The organism is Actinomadura soli, assembly GCF_005889715.1.
Classification (GTDB): domain Bacteria; phylum Actinomycetota; class Actinomycetes; order Streptosporangiales; family Streptosporangiaceae; genus Spirillospora; species Spirillospora soli.
In genome coordinates, this window is sequence record NZ_VCKW01000049.1 from 1 (window position 1) to 19,531 (window position 19,531).

A 19,531-nucleotide genomic window follows, 5' to 3' on the forward strand; every position below is an offset into this window, starting at 1 on the left:
GTGCTGGCGCTCCAGCCGTGCTCGGACGTCGCCGTCTTCCCGACCAGGATCGCGCCGGCCGCCCGCAGCCGCGCCACGGCGGGCGCGTCGACCCGCGCACGCGGGTTCTCCAGGAGCGACCCCCGCCCGGTGGGCAGGTCGGCGGTCTGGACGAGGTCCTTCACGGCGACGGCGATCCCGAGGAGGGGCCGGTCGCGCCACGCCGCCGGGCCGAGCTCGGAGATGCGGGCGTCGGCCTTCTCCGCGGCGCGCACCGCCTCGTCGCCGGCGACCGCGTGGAACGCGCCGAGATCGCGGTCGGCGTCCTCGATCGCGGCCAGCCGGGACCCGATGTGCTCGGCGACGGTCAGCTCGCCCCGGATCAGCGATCCGCGTATCTCGCGTATTCCACCCATCTCCGCTGCCCTCAGCCGTTCCGCCGGTCGGGCCGGTCGCCGCCGTCCGCGTCGTCCGCGCCACCCGTGCCGTCCGCGCCGTCCGGCTTCGTGGCTCCGGCGATGGTCGCCCAGTGCCAGGCGGGGTCGAAGGCGGTGACCTCGATGGCGGCGCCGTCCGCGACCAGGCCGGCGGCCAGGCCGGTGGCGTGGGCGATGAAGCCCGACGCGCGGTGGGCGAAGAGCAGGTCCTGCTCGTCGAACGGCCGTCCCTCGCAGCGCAGCAGGCGCAGGTCGACGAAGCCGTCGAACGTCCGGTCCAGCACGCGGACCGGCTGCGGGCTGCGGATGCTGTACCGGACCCGCGCCGCCACATGCCCGCGATGGTGCAGGTCGGAGTTGTAGGCGAGGTCGGGGATCGTCGGCGGGACGAAGTGGTCGCGGGCCCGGACCTCGGGCACGCCGGGGAGGTTGCCCGCGATGAAGTGCCACGAGTTGTACTGCATCCGCGCCGAGATCGCCCACGCGGTGTCGGCGAGGTGCGTGGCCGAGCCGCCGAAGAGCGCGCGGGCGCCGGGGGACGGGACGACGCAGCAGAAGTACTCGCCGATCTCCCATCCGACGATCTCGGTCCAGTCCTCGTCCCGCAGCGCGCGGATCAGCGCGGGCAGGGACCGCATCCCGCGGCTCATCGCGAAGTCCGCCTCGGCGGCGCCTCCCGCGCCGGTCACCGTCGCGTGCACGAGGGACTCCAGCCCGGTGCCGAACCCGCGGTGCGGGCGGGCCAGCCATCCGGGGGACCGGGTCAGCTCGGCCGCCTGCTCTGCCAGCGTGCCGCCGGTGACCGGCAGGGTCTCGCGCAGCCGGGCGCACAGCGCCCGCTCGCGCCGCTCGCAGGGTGTCTCCGGTGGTCCCGCGATGCGCTCGACCTTGTGCATCAGCGCGCCGTGGATCTCGCGGTAGAGCTGGACGTGCCCGGACAGCTCCCGGCGCCGCGCCCCGAGCGCCCCAGCGAGCTCGTCGAGTGACGCGACCCGCGCCGGCTCCGCCGCGGGAACGGGCGCGAGCTCCGGACCGGACGCGCGGTTGTACCCGCGCCGCGTCCGTTCGAGGAGGTGGGCGACGTGGTCGACGGTGAGCTGGGTGCCGTTGGCCTCCTCGATGCGCGCGAACCCCGCGGAACGCACCAGCAGCGAAAGGCAGACCACCGCCACGGCGTCGCCGTCCGACCACAGCTCCAGGGGCACCGCCTGCAGCGCGCTGAACGCGCAGTCCGGGTGGCCCGGCCACAGCGTCTTACCTGTGATCGTGTTGCGGTCGCGGAAGTTGGTGTACTGCCTGTCCTCCTGGTACAGGACGAAAGGGGCGGTGCGCTGCGCGGCCTCTTTGAGCCACTCCAGGCAGTCGTCCCGGCCTTTCGGGCCCAGGTCGTCGAGCCAGCGGCGGCAGTCGGCCACCGTCTCCGATCGCCGCGCCGCGGCCCGGGCCGTCTCGTCCCGGTACTCGTGCAGGCTCGCCGCCGACCATGGCACGCGCATGACCCCGTCGACAAGGTCGTGCCCGGTCTCCAAGGGCCCCTCGGATGGGACGCGCACGGCGATCCGGCCGCTCACGGTCAGGCCCAGCTCACCCAGGTACGCCGCCTCGGCGAGGGCGACGCCGGGGGCGGGGTCGCGGCGGCGGTGCGCCCGCCAGGACACGCCGCACAGGACGTTCAGCGCCGTCTCGTCCCGTTCGCGCAGGGCCCGTAGCTGCACGTCGGCGGGGACGACGCCGTCCAGGGTGAGCAGGACATCGACCGCGGCGGGCAGGTCGGGGGCCGCCTTCGCCTCCCGCCAGACGCGCTTGAGGAGCGCGCGGAACCCGGCGTCGTCGTCGAGCACGTAGTCGGGCTTGGGCGCGGTCCCGGCGCGGGTGCCGAGCCGGCTCGGGCGGCGGTTGCGCCAGCGCTCGGCCCGCTTCGCCCGGCGGGCCGCGCGGTCGTCGGCCACCGGGGGCCGTTCGGGACCCGTCATGGCGCACCCGCGGCGGTGAGTTCGACGTGGCTCCACAGGTCGCCGCCGGTGGGCGTCCACTCCTCGTCGACGTAGATGCAGTCGACGGGGCAGACGAGCACGCACGCGGGGCACCCGGAGCAGAGCTCGGGAACGATGACCACGTCCAGGCCGCGATCGAAGATGGCGCCGAACTCCGGCGGGCAGCCGCGCACGCAACTGTCGCAGGTGATGCATTCGGAGGATTCGATGCGGCGCGGCGGCTTTCGCCAGGCTCCACCGCGCGAACGCGTCTCGATACGTGCGGTCCGATCAGCCCGCGCGGCGGGCGTAATTGCCGGGTCAGCTTTCTGCCAAGGCATCAGGACCTCCAACTGGACGTCTTCGCCGGGCCCAACTCTAAAGACCGCGATGGCGGGTCGCAATATGCGCCGGGACGGCGTCCGGACTCGACAAAAATGACACGTCACGCGCACGCTGGAATAGGGGAAGGCGACGCCGGGAGTTCACCCGGAAGACAAGATCATAGAACGGCGCGCCGACCGGGCCGGGCCCTGTTCGACTGCGGAAGTACGCAGTCGAACACTCCGGCATGGGCCCACTCCCACGGCCCACTGACATCGCCCACCGGCAAATGGAGATGACAACAGTGTCGCGCTACGATTGGGCAAAAGCGCATCCAGGGATCGATAAGCTGAAGAAGGCGGTCGAGCCGGCTCGCGCCGAGGTGATCGACCATCCGGTTTACACGCGGCTGGGCTCCCTCGCCGACGTCAACGTCTTCACCGAGCACCACGTGTTCGCGGTCTGGGACTTCATGTCCCTGCTGAAGAACCTGCAGCGCATGCTGACCTGCGTCGAGGTCCCGTGGGTCCCGCACGGGCCGACCGAGAGCCGCCGGCTGATCAACGACATCGTGCTGGTCGAGGAGAGCGACGAGCTCGGCGACGGGTTCATCAGCCACTTCGAGCTGTACCTGGCGGGCATGCGCGAGGCCGGGGCCGACACCGGGCCGATCGAGCGGTTCCTGGACCTCGTCCGCGGCGGCACACCGGTGCCCGCCGCGCTTGACGCGGCCCCCGCGCCCCGGCCGGCGGCCGAGTTCACGGCCACCACCTGGGGTTTCATCGAGAAGGCCGCGGCGCACCAGCAGGCCGCCGCGTTCGCCTTCGGCCGCGAGGACCTGATCCCCGAGATGTTCGACCGGGTCATCGCGATCGGCGAGCGGGACGGGCGGCTCGGCACCTTCTGCGACTACCTGGCCCGCCACATCGAGGTGGACGGCGAGGAGCACACCCCGATGGCGATGGCCATGGTGGCCGACCTGTGCGGCGACGACACCGCCAAGTGGGACGACTGCGCCGACGCCATCATCGCCGCGCTGCGCGCCCGCCGCGCCCTGTGGGACGGCATCACCGCCCGGCTCGACGCCGCCTGAGCAACACCGCCCGAGGTGCCCGCGCCATTCGCGCCGCGCCGCCCGAACGCCATTCCATCCGCGCCGCCCCGAAAGGTGTCGCAGCAGCCCGCGCATCCACCGTGCGCATATTCCGAGAAAGGAATGGTCTCATGACCGAAACCCACGCCGGTGCGTACGACGCCATCGTCATCGGCGGCGGCCCGAGCGGGTCGAGCTACGCCATGACGCTCAGCCGGAAAGGCCACTCCGTGCTCCTGCTGGAGCGGGAGACTTTCCCCCGATTCCATATCGGTGAGTCGCTGCTGACCTATACCGCCGATGTGCTGGACCAGCTCGGCCTGCTGGACCGGGTGCGGGCGTCCGGATTCGTTGTCAAGAAAGGCATCGAGCTGACCGGGACAGACGGTCACTTCCGGCGCCTCGACCTCGGCCAGATCGGCGACGATCTGCGCGGCTGGACGCTGCATGTGGAAAGGGCGGATTTCGACAAGATTCTGCTCGACGCGGCGGCAGAGGAGCCCAATGCCACCGTTCTGCAGGAGGCCAGGGTCACCGGCCTGATCCGGGACGGCGAGCGGATCGACGGCGTCCGGTATACCCACCGGGGCGAGAAGCACGCGGCGACGGCGCGGATCGTCGTGGACGCCAGCGGCCGCGCCGGAGTGATCGCCCGGGCGCTGGACCTGCGCAGGACCGACGACGAGCTGAAGATGGCCGCGGTGTTCAAGCACTTCGGCGGCGTGGACGAGCGGAAGAACCCGGCGACGCAGGGCGACATCCAGCTCGGCCTGCACGACGACGGGTGGTTGTGGGCGATCCCGATCCGCCCGGACACGATGAGCGTCGGCGCCGTGGTGCCGGCGTCGATCCTGCGCGCGTCCCGTCCCGAGGAGGTCTTCGAGGAGCACCTGAGCCGGATCCCGCGGATCCGGCAGCGGATCGAGGGCACCACCGTGGTCCGCGACCTGACCGGCGAGAACAACTTCGAGTACCACTGCGACACCCTCGCCGGCCCCGGCTACTTCATCATCGGGGACGCGGGCTGCTTCACCGACCCGGTGTTCTCCGGCGGCGTCCTGCTGGCCCTCTCGACCGGACGGCGGGCCGCCGAGGAGTGCGCCCTGATCCTGAGCGGCGAGTCCTCCGAGGCCGAGGCGGGCGACCGCTACCAGTCCTTCTTCAAGACCGGTTACGAGACCTACTACCGGCTCATCCGCGCCGTGTACGACAACCGGTACCCCACCGCGGGCAAGGAGCTGCGGTTCGTCCCGGCGGAGAACGAGGCCCGGCTCACCGGGGCCGGCTGGTGGGGCATCCAGGAGCGCCTGCGCGCCACCTCCGGCGGGCCGTTCGACACCAAGGAGGAGATCGAGCACAAGTGGCTCGTCCGCGCGCTCAACGGTGACTTCTGGTCGGACGACAACCGGTTCTTCGAGCGGCTCCGCGAAGAGAAGGAATGGACGCTCTTCGAGGGCTACGAGCCGATGTACGGCTGCCCGGTGCAGGCCGCCGCGGCGCCCAGCGGACGGGCGTCATGACGCGGCCCGACCCGTCCGAGCGCTACGACGTCGCCCTGCTGGGCGGTCATCTCGCCACCGGCATGCTCGGCGCGGTCCTGGCCCGGCAGGGCCTGCGCGTGCTGGTCGTGGCCGCCCCCGGGGACCGCACCGAGGTCTCCGGCGAGACGACCGTGCCCTACACCTCCGAGGTGTTCATGCTCCTGGCGCACCGGTTCGAGGTGCCGGAGCTCGCGGCCTTCGGGCGCTTCCCCGACCTGCCCGCCGGCCTGCGCCGGGGCAGCGGCGTCAAGCGCAGCCTCGGCTTCCTGTACCACCGTGCGGGCGCGGTGCACGACCCGGAGGAGAGCATCCAGTTCAACGTGCCCGGCGAGCACACCGAATGGCACCCGTTCCGTCCGGACGTCGACCGGTACGCGGTCCGGCTGGCCGAGAAGTACGGGGCCGCCGCCACCTCGTCCGACGACGAACTCGTCGACGCGTGGGTGGAGCCGGACGGCAACGGCGCGCCGGCGGGCCGGGTCGAGACCAGCGGCGGGCACGTCTACCGGGCCCGCTTCCTCGTCGACGCCGCCGGGACGGATTCGCCCCTGGTGCGGCGCAACGGCGGCGACGACGCCGAGCCGCGCCTCAGGCACCGGTCCGCGGTGCTCACCGCGCGGATGCACGACGTGACCCCGTTCGAGGAGCTGGTGGACGCCTCCCGCTACCCCAAGGCGTCGCTCTGGTCGCGCGGCACGGTGCACCACCTGTTCGAGGGGGGCTGGCTGCAGCTCGCCGCGTTCGGCAACCACGAGGACAGCCGGAACCGGAGCACGAGCGTGACGCTCAGCCTCGACCCGGCCGCCCTCGCCGATCTCCCCTCGGATCCCGGCGCCGCGTTCCACACCGTCGTGGACCGCTTCCCCGACCTGAAACGGCAGTTCGAGAACGCCGTCCCGGTGTCGTGGCGGGTCGCGCCGCTCGTCCAGCGGACCGCCGCCCGGACCCACGGCGAGGGGTGGTTCGCGTTCGAGCGGTCCGCCGCGCGCAACGACCTGTTCCTGGCGCGTGACGTGACGACGAGCGCGGAGCTCGTGCACAGCCTGGCGGCGGCGCTGATCCCCGCGTTCGCGGACGGCGACCTCTCCCCTGGCCGGTTCGAGCGGGCGGCCCGCTTCCAGCACGAGCTGGCCGCCTTCCACGACTCCTGGATCGACGGCGCGCGCACCGCGTGCGCCGACTTCGCGCTGCTGAACGCCTTCAGCCGGGTCTGGCTGCTGTGGCAGATCCTGGCGGACCTGTCGCTGAAGCGGGCCCGGCTCGACTGCAAGGTCGCGGCCGCCCGGGGCCGGGCCGACTGGTCCCCGGTCGAACGCTTCGAGCTCGGCGGCCTCTGGTTCCAGGCGCCCGCCGGGCTCCGCGAGACGATCGCGTTCACCATGGACCGCCTCGCGCAGGTCCGGGCGGGGCTGATCGATCCCCGGTCCGCCGCGGACGACGTGTTCGGACGCCTCCGGACCGCCGACTTCGTCCCGCCGCTCTACGCGTTCGGCGACCCGGGCGCGCGGATCTACCGGTTCACCCTCCCCAAGCGACTGCAGATGCTGTGGTGGGTGAAGACGAAGGCGCCGTCGGACTTCCGCCGGCTCCTCACCCGGGACAACGTCACCTCGGTGAGCACCCGCTCCTCCCGCTGACACATCGAAGAAGCCTTCGCCGCGCGCGGCGAAGGCTTCTTCGATGTGCGGCGGAGGCTAGCGGTGCAGGGTGGCGTACCCGCCGCGCCAGTAGGTGAGCGGCGCCCGTTCGGGGAAGGCGTCGCCGCCCACGATCCGGCCCAGCAGCATGGTGTGGTCTCCGGCCTCGACCGTGCCGCTCAGCTCGCATTCGGCGTGCGCGACCGTCGCCCGCAGCAGCGGCATCCCGGTGACCACGCCGGCGTCCCAGCCGATCCGCTCGAACTTGCCGTCGGTGCCCCGGGACGCGAACAGCCGGGAGATCTCCGTGCCGCGCGAGCCGAGGATGTTGACCGCGAACCGGCCCCGGTCGAGGATCGCGCGCATCGTGCTGCTGACCGAGTTCGCGCACGACAGCAGCAGCGGCGGGGAACTGGACACGCTGCACAGCGCCGAGCAGGTGAACCCGCGCGGCACGCCGTCCTCGTCCAGCGTGGTCACCACGGAGACACCGCTGGCGAACGACCCCATCACCTTCCGGAACGTCGTCACGTCCACCGAGGGCAGTGAGGAGGACCGCAGGTCGGCGACGTGCTCGCCCGCGGTCGCCGGCGTCCCTGAGATCATCGCGGCTCACCCCCCTTCCGGGCCGGGGCCTCTTGGGTCGGGGCCGCCTGACCGAGGGCCTCCTGGACGAGGGCGGCCTCCTGGGCGATGCCCAGCAGCCGGGTCCGGTCGGTCTTCCCGTTGGCCGTGCGCGGCAGGTCCGGCAGGACGTGCAGCGCATCGATGATCATGTAGCGGGGCAGCCGCTCCGCGCAGTGCCGCTTGGCCGCCAGCAGCGACGGGGCGGCGCCGCCCGGCGCGGGGACCACGAACGCGTGCAGCCGGGCGTGCGTGCCCTCCCCCACCACCAGCAGGGCGGCCTCGCCGACCCGCTCCATCCCGGCGAGCACCGTCTCGATCTCGCCCAGCTCGATGCGGTGGCCGCGCAGCTTCACCATCTGGTCGCGGCGGCCCAGGTAGTGCAGGTCGCCCCGGTCGTCCAGGCGGGCCAGGTCGCCGGTGGGGTAGGGGCCCGTGTGCGGCTCCATCCCCCAGTAGCCGAGCATGACGGTCGGGCCGGACACCACGACCTCGCCCTCGGCGCCGCCCGGCGGGTCGAGCGTCACCGTGTCGCCGGAGCAGGCCCGTCCGATCGGCAGCGGGCCCGACCGGGCCAGGTCGTCGTCGGTCACCTCGTAGGACGTGCAGACGTTGGTCTCGGTCGGCCCGTACCAGTTGAGCAGGCGCACCGCGGGCCATTCCTTGCGCAGCCGGTGGACGTGCTGGATCGCGAACGGCTCCCCGGCGAACACGCAGGCGCGCAGGTCGGGCGGGGGCGGCTCGTCCAGCAGCCCGCCCTCGCGGATCATCAGGCTCAGCGCGGACGGCACCGAGTACCAGACGGTGATCCGCCGTTCCCGCAGGAAGGCGGTGAGCTGCGCGGGCGCGTAGGACATCTCCTCGGGGATCACATGGACGGACGCCCCGGTGAGGAACGCCGCGTAGATGTCGAAGACCGACAGGTCGAAGTTGAACGGGGCGTGGTTGGACAGCCGGTCGCCGGGGCCGATGTTCAGCTCGTCCGCCGCCCACTCCACGAACGCCAGCGCGTTGCGGTTGCTGATGCACACGCCCTTGGGCGTCCCGGTGGATCCGGACGTGTAGAGGATGTAGGCGGGCGCGTCGGGATCGGCATCGCGGGGCTCGGCGGGTTCGCCGGTGTCGGCGTCGGCGGAGGTCTCCAGCTCGTGGGCCGTCACCAGGTCGGCGTCGGCCCAGTCGGCGCGGCGGGCCTTGCCCGCGGCCGTGTCGTCGGCCACGACCACGGCCGGTTCGGCGCCCGCCGTGATGAGCGAGAGGCGGGCCGGGGGGTTGGACGCGGTCACCGGGACGTAGATCGCGCCCAGCCGCAGCGCGGCCTGCATGACCGCGATCGCCCACGTGCCCTTCTCTCCCCAGACCACCACCCGGTCGCCCGGCCCGACGCCCCGGGCGCGCAGCCCGGCGGCGTACCGGTCCGCGAGCCGGTCCAGCTCCCGGTACGTCGCGGGTCCCGCGGCGTCGTGCACGGCGACGGCGTCCGGACGGCGGCGCGCCGAGGCCGAAAGCAGTTCGCGTAGCAGCATCACAGTCCCAGCTCCCTCGCAATCAGTTCGCGTTGGACATCCGACGTGCCGGAGAAGATCACCGACGGCACCGTGTCGCGGAGCGCGGCCTCGACGCCGTCCGGGCGCAGGTAGCCCCGGCCGCCGAACACGCGCACCGCGTCCAGCGCGCACGCCAGCGCGCCCTCGGAGACGGCCAGCTTGGACAGCGCCGTGAACATCGTCGGCCGCCCGCCCCGGTCCATCTCCCAGCAGGCCCGGTAGAGCAGCAGCCGCGCCGACTCCACCCGCAGCTTCATCTCGGCGAGGCGGTGCGAGACGGCCTGGAAGGACGCGAGCCGCTGGTCGAACTGGCGGCGGTCGCGCGCGTGGTCGACGCACCGGCCGAGGATCCGGTCGGCGAGCCCGAGGTACCCGGCGAACAGGCAGCTGCGCTCCCAGCCCATCGACTGCTGGAAGATCCAGCCGCCCTGGCCCGGCTCCCCGATCACCTGCTCGTCCGGGACGAGGCAGTCGGTGAACCGCACGGTCCCCGCCGGGCACTGCAGCAGGCCCATCTTGTCCAGCGGCTCGCCGGCGTGGACGCCGTCCGCGTCGCGCTCCACGACGAAGGCGGTGATGCCGAGGTGCCCGGCCGCGGGGTCGGTGGTGGCGTAGGTGACGTAGATGTCGGCGGCGGGCCCGTTGCTGACGAAGCTCTTCTCCCCGTTCAGCACCCAGCCGCCGGGGGCCCGCTCGGCCCTGACCGCGAGCCGGGCCACGTCGGAGCCCGCGCCCCGCTCGGTCATCGCGTTGCCCGCGACGAGCTCGCCGGAGCACAGGCCCGGGAGCGTTCCGAAGCGGAGCTTCTCGCCGCCGAACTCGGCGATCGGCATGGCGCAGGCGAACAGGTGCGCGCCCGCCGCGAACACCAGGCCGGTGTTCGCGCAGCCGCGCCCGAACGCCTCGGTCATCAGCGCGGTGTCGAGCGCGCCGAGGCCGCCGCCGCCGTAGGTCTCCGGCACGCAGGCGCCCAGTACCCCGAGATCGCCCAGCGTGCGCCAGTCGTCGCGGGTGAAGAAGGAGGCGGTCGCGGGCGGGTCGTCGGGAAACGACTTCTGAACCGAGGCGAGGGTCTGGTCGTAGAGGTCGCGTTGCCGGTCGTCCCAGGCGAATTCCATGGGCTCTCCAGAGTGGACGGGTCGGTTGGCTGCCGTCCGGACCGGCGGCCGTGCCGCGCGCCGGTCCGGACGGCCGTCAGGGGTCGCGGTCGTGCGCGGAGACGGAGGCGGCGGCCGGGGAGGCGCGCGTGGTGGCGCCCAGCAGGTCCAGGCCGGGGACGCCGCCGTCCCGCCGGGCCCGCCGCAGCACCGCGCCGATGAGCGGGGACGTCATCCCGGTGGTGAGCAGCGCCATGATCACCATCAGCGTGAACAGCTCGGTGCTCAGCAGCCCGAGCGAGTAGCCCACGTTGAGGATCACCAGCTCGGTCAGCCCCCGGGTGTTGAGCAGGATCCCGAGGGCGGTGGAGTCCCGCCAGCCGAGGCCGGTCAGCCGGGCCGACAGCGTGATGCCGCCGAGCTTCCCGCCGCAGGCCACGACGATGATCAGGGCGAGCTGCAGCAGCCCGGCCGCGGTGATCGAGGTGAGGTCCACCGACAGGCCCGTGACGACGAAGAACACCGGGAGGAGCAGCCGCCCGGCGTCCTCCAGCGGGATCACCACGGTGCGCCGGAGCAGGTCGCGGTCGCCGTCCTTCGGCATGATCGCGCCGAACAGGAACGCGCCGAAGATCATGTGCAGGCCGATCGCGGAGGACACGTACGCCGACCCGAGCGTGCCCGCGGCGATCAGCAGCGGGAGCTGCGCGAACGCGGTCGAGGAGAGCCGGTTGACCAGCCATGCCAGCAGCGGCCTGACCAGCCAGAGCAACGCCGCAACGTACACGGCGCCCCAGATCGCGATCTTCACCGGCTCGGCGGTGCCCGCCGAGGTCGCCAGCGCCGAGACGAAGGCGAGCATCGACCACGCGAAGATGTCGTCGAGCGCGGCGACGGCCAGGGCGTAGGAGCCGAGCGGCAGGCGGTGGATCCCGTGCTCGGTGAGCAGCCGGGCGAGCACCGGGAACGCCGCGATCGACATCGCGACCCCGAGGAACAGCGCGAAGGGCAGGAACCGGATGGGCCGCCCGTCGACCGTGTCGTGCAGGTCGTACAGGACGGCCGCCAGCCCGATCCCGAGCCCCATGGGCAGCGCCACGCCGCCCAGCCACAGCAGCCCGAGGGGACGCCGCCGCCCGCGCAGCACCCGGCCGTCCAGCTCCCAGCCGACGATGAACATGAACAGCAGCACGCCCGCGTGCGCGACGATGGTGAGCAGCGGCCTGACCTCGTCCGGGAAGAGCCGGTCGGTCAGGTTCCCCGGGAGCAGGCCGAGCGCGCTCGGCCCGAGGCAGATCCCCGCGATGATCTCGCCGATCACCGGCGGCTGGCGCAGCCGCCGGGTCAGCGCGATGAACAGCGTCGACGTGACCAGCAGCAGCGCGATCCCGCCGATGGCGGTCGTGTACGCCCAGTCGAGATGTGCGGCCCTGTCCACGCGCCCGCCGCCCTACACCTGGGGGACGGCCACGGGGGCCTCGATGAGCCGCAGGAACGCCTCGTCGAGGTCGTCGGTCTGCGTCTCCTTGCGGATCATCTCCGGGGTGTCGTCGGCGATGATCTTGCCGGTGCGCATCAGCAGGATGCGGTCGCAGCGCGCGGCCTCGTCCATGACGTGGCTGGAGACGACGATGGTCGTCCCCTCCGCGCGGGCGATGTTGTGGAAGTGCGTCCACAGCTCGCGGCGCAGCAGCGGGTCCTGGCCGACGGTGGGCTCGTCGAGCACCAGCATCCGCGGCGCGGCCACCAGCGCGCAGGCGAGGTTCGCGCGGGTCTGCTGCCCGCCGGACAGCTTGCGCACGAGCTGCCGCGACTTCGGGCTCAGCCCGACCCGCTCGATCACGATCGCGGCGTCCCGCTTGGACCTGCGGTACAGCGCCGCGAAGTGGCGGACGTTCTCCTCCACCGTCAGGTCGCCGTACACGGTCGGCGACTGGGTGAGGTAGCTGACCTCGTGGCGCAGCGCGGCGGTGCCCGCCGGGCGGCCGAGCACGGTCACCCGGCCGCTCTTGATCTTCTGGACGCCGACGACGCAGCGCAGCAGCGTGGTCTTGCCGCTGCCGCTGGGGCCGACCAGGCCGGTCACGGTGCCGGGCGCGACGTCCAGGTCGATGCCGTCCAGGACGAGCGCGCCACCGCGGTACACGACCAGATCGCGTATCCGCACGGCCGATTCGGACATGACTGTCTCCGTTCTGCGTGCTTGTGGATTGACGCGGTGCTTGTGGATTGACGTGTGCTTGTGGAGTGAGGGACCTAGGCCGTCCGGCGGCGGATGATCGCCGCGACCCCGAGCAGCGCGGCCGCGGTGAGCACGGCCATGGCGACGCTGTTGACCACGAGTTCCGAGCCGCCGTAGGAGTGCTCGCGGGCCGCGGTCATCGCCCGGGTGACGGTGGAGAACGGCATGAACCGCTCGATGGCCCGCAGCCAGTCGGCCATGACGGGCAGCGGCCAGAAGACGCCGCAGATCAGCAGCTGCGGCACCATGATCCCGGGCACGAGCTGGGACGCCTGGCCCTCGTTCTGGCAGATGGCGCTGCAGATGAGCCCGAGGCTCATCCCGAAGATCGCGCACAGCGCGGCCATGGCGCCGAGCAGCCACGGCGGGCTCGCCGTCTCCAGGCCGCCGAGGGTGTAGCCCACCGCGACGGTGCTGACGGCCTGCACCAGCGACGCGGCCACGGCGGCGCACAGGTAGGCGAGGACGAAGTCGAGCCGGCTCGCGGGGGTGGCGAGGATCGCCTCCAGCGTTCCCCGGTTGCGTTCCCGCACCACCAGCGTGCTGCCGACCATGTACATGGACAGGGCGGGGAACGCGCCGAGCATCATCGCGCCCGTCGGGGCGAAGTCCGCGGCGGACTCGAACAGGTTGCGCACGAGCACGATCAGCACGCCCGGCGCGACGAGAAGGAAGATGCTCGCGCGCGTGTCGCGGAAGACCTCCCGCAGGATGCGGCGGGTGATCGCGAGCGTGATCCGTACAGAGAACACGGCTGTCCCTCCTAGGCGGTCCGGCGCCTGAGCACGGTGCCGACGGTCACGGCGGAAAGGGCGAACACGATGCCGACCGTCACGCTCAGGTTGAGCACCAGCTCGGACGTGACCGACGAGTGCAGATGGAGTTCGGAGACGGCGCCGACCGCGTACCGCCAGGGCGCGATGGTCGCCGCGGCCTGCATCCAGCCCGGCATGTCCTCATAGGGCAGGAACAGCCCGGACACCATCAGGTGCGGCAGCGCCACGGTCGGCAGCACCTTGGTGAGCTGGAGCTCGTTGTGCGCCAGGTTGATCGCGAACATGCCGAGCACGACGCCGAGGACGCAGGCGAGCATGGCGAGGAGCGCCGCCGCCCACCAGGGCCCGGCGCTGTCCAGGCCGAGCAGCCCGTAGGACACCGACACCGTCAGCGCGACCTGCGCGACCGCGGGGACGGAGAACGCGAGCAGGTAGCCGACGAGGACGTCCAACCGGGTGACGGGGCCCGACAGCAGGAACTCCAGTGAGCCCCGGTAGCGCTCGCGCTGGATGGCGAACGCGGCGAACAGGAACCCGGGAGCGGTCGGGAACAGGCCCATGACGAGCAGGCCGCTCCGGTCGAACGTCCGCGGGGTCTCCACGAGCATCCCGGCGACGAGGATCATCACGAACAGCGGCGACATGGTGAACAGGAACAGCGTCCGGTAGTCGCGCCGCAGCTCGCGGAGAACCCGGTTCGCGATGAGCAGGCAATTGCGGGAGATCACTTCAGACCACCTTTCTGGGGTCGCAAGGGTCGCGGGCGTCGCGGGCGCTCCGGCCCGGGTCGCGGACGCTCCGGCTCACAGGACACGGCGGCCCCGCACGAGTTCCTTGGTGCTCTCGCGGAGGAAGCCGAGCATCAGCCGGCGGACGTCCGGCGGCGCCTGCCTGGCGGCCCACCACATGGTCCGGCTGACGCGCCGCAGGTTCGGGTTGATGAACCGCAGGTCGCGTTCCGTCCAGCCCCAGTGGCGGGGCACGAACGGGGCGCGCTCCAGGTGGTCGTACAGGGCGTCGGCCGCCTCCCGGCCGGTGATCTCACCGCGGTCGAAGGCGTCGCACTGGGCGACCATGTCGTCGAACAGCTCCGCGTAGCCCTCGTGGTCGGACCAGTGCAGGCCGGGGTTCTCGACCTCCTCCAGCTCCAGCAGGTGGGCGTTGTCGCCGTCCTTGCGCCAGCGCCGGAACGCCTCCAGCGCGCGGAACGTCCCCGCGTTGGAGCCCCACGCCCAGATCCTGAAGACGGCGGACCACAGCTCGTGGTCGGCGAACGACTGGTAGGCCGCGTTGACCAGCTTGTCGTTGCCGTCGAACAGCGCCTGCTGGCGGCTGTTGACGGGGGCGAACCGCTCGGCGGAGAAGTCGTCGTCCTCGACCGCCCGCAGGATCCGCCAGGCGAGGATGTTGACCGCCTCGCACGTGTTGTGCAGGCCGCGGGAGAACAGCGGGTCGATGAAGGCGGCGGCGTGCGCGAGCAGCACCCACCGGTCGCCGACGGTCTGCGACGACGAGTACTGGAGGCGGTCGGTCGCCACCCACTCCCGCACCGGCTTGACGCCCTCGAACTGGCGGGCGATGCCGGGGAACCGGTTGGCGTGGTGCCAGAAGTCCTCTTCGGGCGTCACGCCCTCCGGCTTGGGGTAGCGCCGCTCGTCCAGCGTGAGCCCGACACTGCACAGCGGGTTGCGGGACGAGGGGTGGTTGTCGAACGCGATCACCCAGAACCACCCGTGGTCGAACAGGTGGTGGACGGTCCCGTCGTACCAGGGGACGGGCGGGGTGTCGCGCTTCGGACGGCGGAAGACGTCGTCCGTCCTGGGGGTGTCGCGCATGTGGTTCCAGATCGACCTGGAGTGGTGCCGGTAGCGGCACGGGTCCTCGCGCAGGCCGAACTTCTTGGCCAGCAGCGAGCGGTACCCGCTGGCGTCCACGATGTACCTGGCCCGCATCTCCTCGCCGCGCTCGGACGCGATCGTCACGCCCGACCCGTCGAAGTCGATCTTCTCGGCGGTGAAGTTGGTGCGGGTCGCGCAGCCGTACTTGACGGCGACGTTGTAGAGGTAGGCGTCGACGTCCTGGCGGAGCATGTGCGCGGCGGGGTGCAGCATCAGCTTCGGGAAGTTGAACATCGTCAGCTGGCGCGGATCCTGCTCCGCGCCCTCCTGGTGGTTCATGAACCCGAAGTGGATCTTCTGCCCGTGCGCCGCCGAGACGATCTTCTGGCAGCCGGAGAAGGTGGACACCGCCATGAGCTCCGGCACGTCGTAGCGGAGCGCCATGGTGCGCAGCGTCACCAGCATGTTGGGGATGGTGGACTCGCCGATCGCGAACTTGGGGTGGGACTTGCTGTCCAGCAGCAGGACCTTGGCCCCGTTGCGGGCCAGGATCGCGCCGAGCATGGAGCCGGCGAACCCCGAGCCCAGGATGGCGACGTCGTAGATCTCTTGATGCGTCGTGGTCGGCACTTGTCGCTCCCAGAACGTAGGGGTCGGCCTAGGACTTCATGGGGTCGGGGACGCGCAGCTTCCGGCCCAGCCACCGCCGGCCCGCCAGGTACTGCCTGAACTCTTCGCCGAGCTCGAACTCCCCGGGGGCCAGGCGCTTCTTCATGAAGAGCGTCAGCCCCTCGCGGGTGAGCCGGCCGATCTCCGGCGGCGCCTTCCGCTTGCCCCAGCGGAGCATGCGCAGCACGTCGAGGAACGTGGCGTCGAGGCAGCGCCGGCCGGGGTCGGCGAGGCCGAAGTGCGGCGGCACGAAGTCGGCCTCCCGCAGCCGCGCCATGATCGTGTCGGCCGCCGCGCCGGCGTCCAGCTCCTTGTTCTGGACCGCCTGGCACAGCTCGCTCACCTCGCGCAACAGTTCCAGGACGGGCGCGTACGGGGAGTCCTCCTGGAACGCCTTGCCGCGCCACCAGGCGTGCTCAAGCCGGTCGAGGACGGCGGTGTCACGGCTGTCGAGGTACTGCGCGTACGCCCGGTTCACCTCGAAGGTCGCGATGATCTGCCCGAGCGCCCAGATGCGGAACCACGCGTTCCACAGCCTCCAGTCCCCGAAGGAGACGTAGGCGTTCGCGCACAGGTCGTCGTTGAAGTCCAGCAGCCCCTGCTCCAGGTCCTGCATGAACTCGAACCGCTCGACGGAGAAGTCGTCGTCGCGGATCGCGTCCAGCAGGCGGTGCGTGAGCGCGTGGACCGTCTCCATCGTGTTGGACATGCCGCGCGAGAACAGCGGGTCGATGAACCCGGCCGCGTGCGAGGTCAGGCACCAGCGGTACCCGACCGTCTGGCGGGGCGAGTACTGCAGCCGCCCGGTCCGGACCCAGCTGCGCACCGGGCGCGCCCCCTCGAACTGGGCGGCGATGTCCGGGTACTTGTCGATGAACCGCTGGAACTCCTCCTCGGGCGAGCAGTCAGGCTCGGGGTGGACGCGCGGGTCCATCAGGATCCCGACGCTGCACAGCGGGTTCGTCGCCCGGGGATGGTTGTCGAACGGGATCACCCACATCCAGCCGCCCTCGAACAGGTGGTGCAGCGTCCCCTCGCCCCACCGGCTCGGGAAGCCCTCGTCGGGCCTCGCCACGTCGTCGAACGGGCGCACCCCAGTGAAGTGGTTGAACAGCGACCGCGAATGGTGCCGGAACCGGGTCGGCTGCTCGCGCAGCCCGTACTTGTCCGCGAGGACCGAGCGGAACCCGCTGGCGTCCACGACGAACTTGGCCCGCACGCTCGCCCCGGACGCGAGGTGCACGGTGGCGCCGTCGTCGTCGATGTCGACGTCCGTGACCGGCTGCTGCTGGCGCACCTCGGTGCCGTACTTGACGGCGACCGACAGCATCCAGGAGTCGATGTCCTGGCGGAAGTAGTGGTTCTCGGTGTTGAGGATCTTCGGGATCTGGAAGTGCGTGCGCAGTTCGGGATCCTGCCGCTCGCCCTCGTGGTGGTAGACGAAGCCGAAGTTGCGCTTGATCCCGCACTGCGTGGTGACGTTGGCGTGGACGCCCTCGAACGTCGACAGGTGCTTGATCTCCGGCACGTCGTACCGCTCCGCGAGGAGCCGCAGCATCATCGAGGTGAACGGGATCGTCGACTCGCCGATGGTGAACTTCGGATGGGTGGCGGCGTCGATCAGCACCACCCTGGCGTAGTTGCGCGCCAGGCAGGCGGCGAGGACGGTGCCCGCGACACCGGACCCGATGATCGCGACATCGTGCACGTCCCCGCCGCCCCTGGCGGCGGCCCTCGCGGCGCCCGTCGTTCCGGCCCTCGCGGCCGGCTGCCCGCTGACCATGTCATGCTCCTCTGTCGGAAACGGTCGGAAGATGGGGCCGCCGGCCGGGGCCGGGGCCGCGGTCTGACCTGGGCGCGGCCGTCAGAAGGTGGGTTTGGCCGACGGCGACTTGAGGCTGCCCAGGTAGGGGTGCCAGAGGTGGGTCGGGTCGTCCTCGACCACCTTGACGATCTCGCGCATCGCGGCCAGCGCCTTGGGCTCGTCGTCCTCGTAGACGTCGCCCTGCAGCATCTTCAGCACGTCCAGCCGGTAGCGCTCGTCCTGCACGAACGCGGTGAACAGGATGTTCAGCCGGTAGTAGATCGAGATGAACTCGTACCAGTTGCTCACCCCGCGGCGCAGCGTGCGCTCGTAGCCCGCGAAGCGCTCCTTGGAGTAGTCGCCGGCCTGTGCCGCCGCGACGATGTCGCCGCAGGCGATCCGGGCGCTGTTCATCGCCACGCTGACCCCGCTGGAGAAGATCGGGTCGACGAACCGCGCGGCGTCCCCGATGAGGACGAACCTGTCCCCGCAGATCTGCCGCATGCCGTAGCTGTAGTCGCCCTCGGTCTTAAGCGGGCGGACCTGGTCGGAGTTCTTCAGGGCGTCCAGCAGCTCGGGACGGCTGCCGACGGTCTCCCAGAAGAACCGCTCCCGGTCGCCGCCGTACTCCTTGAACCGCTTCTTCTGGCTGACCACACCGACGGAGGTGATGGTGTCGGTGATGGGGATCTGCCACACCCACGTGTCGGTCACCGGGAGGAAGTGGATGAAGATGTAGTCGGCCTTGGCGTCGTCCACGGCCAGCGCGGTCCGGTCGAAGTTGTCGAACCAGGTGTGCACCGCGTACTGGTTGAACACCGGGTCGCTGATCTTCAGCTTGAGCTGGGCGCCGAGCTGGGTGCGGCGGCCGCTGGCGTCCACGACCATGCGGACCGGGACCTCCACCTGCCGGCCGCCGACCCGGACGTGCAGCGTCACGCCGTCGTCGGCGATGTCGCTCCTGGTGACGTGCACGCCCTGGAAGACCTGCGCGCCGAGCTCCTCGGCGTGCTTGAGCAGGATCAGGTCGAACTTCCCGCGGTCGACGTGGAAGGTGTGGTCCCGGTCGACCCCGGGCTGGTCACGCTCGTTGAAGAGGATCTCCGCGGCGCGGAAGTCGTGCTCCAGGCCGCGGAACCCCATGTGGTCGATGTCGCGGTGCTCGGCCGAGGTCCAGGCGGCGCCGTACTTCTTCGGGAAGCCGGCCGCCTCCACCTTCTCCATCGCCCCGATCTCCAGCAGGACCGGGGTCGTCGCCGGGACGAGCGACTCGCCCACGTGCTCACGGGGGAAGTTCTCGCTCTCGAAGACCGCCACCTTCAGCCCCGCCTTGGCGAGGTAGGCGGCGGCCACGGATCCGGCCGGCCCGCCCCCGATGATGCCGACGTCGAACTCTGCCTCCACGTCGCCTTCCCTTCTACGTCGGCCCCTCGGCGCGGAGCCGCCTCGATGTGCGTGGATCGCGGGTGGATCGCTGACGGTCGCGCTCAGGCCGCCTGCAAGGACAGCTCGTGCACCATCTCGGTGATGGCGCCGAGGTCACGGAAGCGGGTGCCGGTGATGTACATGGGCGGGACGTCCACCCCGAACCGGTCCCTGATGTGCGACATGAGGATCGAGGTGTTCATGGAGTTGAGAACTCCCCACTCCAGCAGCGGGGTGTCGCGGTTCAGCTCCTCGACCTCCCCGCCCTCCAGGAAGTTCGTGCTGACGTACGCGCGGAGCTCGGTGTAGATCTGCTCGGCGTCGAGAGCCATCGATCGGACCCCTTCGGCTTGTCCACTTGGCGCGTGCCGCCGTTCGCGGCTACCTGGGTCACCTTGGCCGCCGCGGTTCGGCTCCTGATCTCAGTCCGTTCTGAAGTGACTCAAGACCTCGTCCAGGCCGGGGCGCGCCGCAGGCGGGGGCGGGTGGGCGGCGCGCCAAGGGATCGGACGCGACGGCGCCGAG

The 19,531-nt window shown here is 71.5% G+C and carries 17 protein-coding genes; 3 read left to right on the forward strand and 14 right to left on the reverse strand.

The features are described 5' to 3' along the window. The 3 genes from ETD83_RS12235 to ETD83_RS12245 form a co-directional block, all read right to left on the reverse strand. On the reverse strand, positions 1–395 hold a 395-nt coding region (locus tag ETD83_RS12235), incomplete at its 3' end, for an amidase family protein (RefSeq protein ID WP_268920445.1). A gap of 11 nt (positions 396–406) precedes the next feature. Next, on the reverse strand, positions 407–2,389 hold the full coding sequence (locus ETD83_RS12240; protein ID WP_205717618.1) for a hypothetical protein: 1,983 nt from the start codon (positions 2,387–2,389) through the stop codon (positions 407–409). Beyond that, positions 2,386–2,742 (reverse strand): 4Fe-4S dicluster domain-containing protein, encoded by a 357-nt coding sequence (locus tag ETD83_RS12245; RefSeq protein ID WP_205717619.1) that lies wholly within the window; start codon positions 2,740–2,742, stop codon positions 2,386–2,388. Before ETD83_RS12245 ends, ETD83_RS12240 begins: the two co-directional genes overlap by 4 nt. A gap of 275 nt (positions 2,743–3,017) precedes the next feature. On the opposite strand from ETD83_RS12245, the gene ETD83_RS12250 reads away from it, so the two are divergent. The 3 genes from ETD83_RS12250 to ETD83_RS12260 all read left to right on the forward strand — a co-directional run bounded on the left by ETD83_RS12250 (position 3,018) and on the right by ETD83_RS12260 (position 6,984). Next, a complete protein-coding gene (locus ETD83_RS12250; protein WP_138645220.1) occupies positions 3,018–3,806 on the forward strand; it encodes a DUF3050 domain-containing protein in 789 nt (262 codons plus the stop codon). A gap of 131 nt (positions 3,807–3,937) precedes the next feature. Further along, complete coding sequence (locus tag ETD83_RS12255; protein WP_138645221.1) at positions 3,938–5,326, forward strand: NAD(P)/FAD-dependent oxidoreductase; 1,389 nt, start codon at positions 3,938–3,940, stop codon at positions 5,324–5,326. Next, positions 5,245–6,984 (forward strand): NAD(P)/FAD-dependent oxidoreductase, encoded by a 1,740-nt coding sequence (locus ETD83_RS12260; RefSeq protein ID WP_205717620.1) that lies wholly within the window; start codon positions 5,245–5,247, stop codon positions 6,982–6,984. Before ETD83_RS12255 ends, ETD83_RS12260 begins: the two co-directional genes overlap by 82 nt. 57 nt (positions 6,985–7,041) lie before the next feature. Here ETD83_RS12260 and ETD83_RS12265 read toward each other — a convergent pair whose 3' ends face one another. The 11 genes from ETD83_RS12265 to ETD83_RS12315 form a co-directional block, all read right to left on the reverse strand. Next, positions 7,042–7,590 carry a flavin reductase family protein gene (locus ETD83_RS12265; RefSeq protein WP_138645222.1) on the reverse strand — a complete coding sequence of 183 codons (549 nt, stop codon included), beginning with the start codon at positions 7,588–7,590 and terminating at the stop codon, positions 7,042–7,044. Continuing rightward, positions 7,587–9,134, reverse strand: a complete 1,548-nt coding sequence (locus ETD83_RS12270; RefSeq protein WP_138645223.1) for an amino acid adenylation domain-containing protein — start codon at positions 9,132–9,134, stop codon at positions 7,587–7,589. The genes ETD83_RS12265 and ETD83_RS12270 overlap by 4 nt, the downstream gene beginning before the upstream one ends. Further along, on the reverse strand, positions 9,134–10,273 hold the full coding sequence (locus ETD83_RS12275) for an acyl-CoA dehydrogenase family protein (RefSeq protein ID WP_138645224.1): 1,140 nt from the start codon (positions 10,271–10,273) through the stop codon (positions 9,134–9,136). The genes ETD83_RS12270 and ETD83_RS12275 overlap by 1 nt, the downstream gene beginning before the upstream one ends. 76 nt (positions 10,274–10,349) lie before the next feature. Further along, positions 10,350–11,690 (reverse strand): cation:proton antiporter domain-containing protein, encoded by a 1,341-nt coding sequence (locus tag ETD83_RS12280; RefSeq protein ID WP_138645225.1) that lies wholly within the window; start codon positions 11,688–11,690, stop codon positions 10,350–10,352. Positions 11,691–11,702: 12 nt separating this feature from the next. Then, complete coding sequence (locus ETD83_RS12285; RefSeq protein WP_138645226.1) at positions 11,703–12,434, reverse strand: ABC transporter ATP-binding protein; 732 nt, start codon at positions 12,432–12,434, stop codon at positions 11,703–11,705. A 74-nt stretch (positions 12,435–12,508) separates the two neighbouring features. Beyond that, the gene (locus ETD83_RS12290; RefSeq protein ID WP_171064160.1) at positions 12,509–13,246 is read right to left on the reverse strand and encodes an ABC transporter permease; all 738 of its coding nucleotides are present in this window, start codon (positions 13,244–13,246) and stop codon (positions 12,509–12,511) included. Between the two features lie 11 nt (positions 13,247–13,257). Further along, a complete protein-coding gene (locus ETD83_RS12295) occupies positions 13,258–13,998 on the reverse strand; it encodes an ABC transporter permease (RefSeq protein WP_138645228.1) in 741 nt (246 codons plus the stop codon). Between the two features lie 75 nt (positions 13,999–14,073). Beyond that, a complete protein-coding gene (locus tag ETD83_RS12300; protein ID WP_205717621.1) occupies positions 14,074–15,738 on the reverse strand; it encodes an NAD(P)/FAD-dependent oxidoreductase in 1,665 nt (554 codons plus the stop codon). A gap of 28 nt (positions 15,739–15,766) precedes the next feature. Then, positions 15,767–17,560, reverse strand: a complete 1,794-nt coding sequence (locus ETD83_RS12305) for an NAD(P)/FAD-dependent oxidoreductase (RefSeq protein WP_138645229.1) — start codon at positions 17,558–17,560, stop codon at positions 15,767–15,769. 81 nt (positions 17,561–17,641) lie between these two features. Next, positions 17,642–18,985 (reverse strand): NAD(P)/FAD-dependent oxidoreductase, encoded by a 1,344-nt coding sequence (locus tag ETD83_RS12310; protein WP_138645230.1) that lies wholly within the window; start codon positions 18,983–18,985, stop codon positions 17,642–17,644. Positions 18,986–19,068: 83 nt separating this feature from the next. Further along, a complete protein-coding gene (locus ETD83_RS12315; RefSeq protein ID WP_138645231.1) occupies positions 19,069–19,338 on the reverse strand; it encodes an acyl carrier protein in 270 nt (89 codons plus the stop codon). Between the last annotated feature and the right edge of the window lie 193 nt (positions 19,339–19,531).

Excerpts from the sequence above, each read along its gene's own strand:
- ETD83_RS12240 (WP_205717618.1), bottom strand. The coding sequence starts at position 2,389 with ATGACGGGTCCCGAACGGCCCCCGGTGGCCGACGACCGCGCGGCCCGC.
- ETD83_RS12255 (WP_138645221.1), top strand. The coding sequence starts at position 3,938 with ATGACCGAAACCCACGCCGGTGCGTACGACGCCATCGTCATCGGCGGC.
- ETD83_RS12260 (WP_205717620.1), top strand. The coding sequence starts at position 5,245 with ATGGACGCTCTTCGAGGGCTACGAGCCGATGTACGGCTGCCCGGTGCA.
- ETD83_RS12265 (WP_138645222.1), bottom strand. The coding sequence starts at position 7,590 with ATGATCTCAGGGACGCCGGCGACCGCGGGCGAGCACGTCGCCGACCTG.
- ETD83_RS12270 (WP_138645223.1), bottom strand. The coding sequence starts at position 9,134 with ATGCTGCTACGCGAACTGCTTTCGGCCTCGGCGCGCCGCCGTCCGGAC.
- ETD83_RS12275 (WP_138645224.1), bottom strand. The coding sequence starts at position 10,273 with ATGGAATTCGCCTGGGACGACCGGCAACGCGACCTCTACGACCAGACC.
- ETD83_RS12285 (WP_138645226.1), bottom strand. The coding sequence starts at position 12,434 with ATGTCCGAATCGGCCGTGCGGATACGCGATCTGGTCGTGTACCGCGGT.
- ETD83_RS12305 (WP_138645229.1), bottom strand. The coding sequence starts at position 17,560 with ATGGTCAGCGGGCAGCCGGCCGCGAGGGCCGGAACGACGGGCGCCGCG.
- ETD83_RS12315 (WP_138645231.1), bottom strand. The coding sequence starts at position 19,338 with ATGGCTCTCGACGCCGAGCAGATCTACACCGAGCTCCGCGCGTACGTC.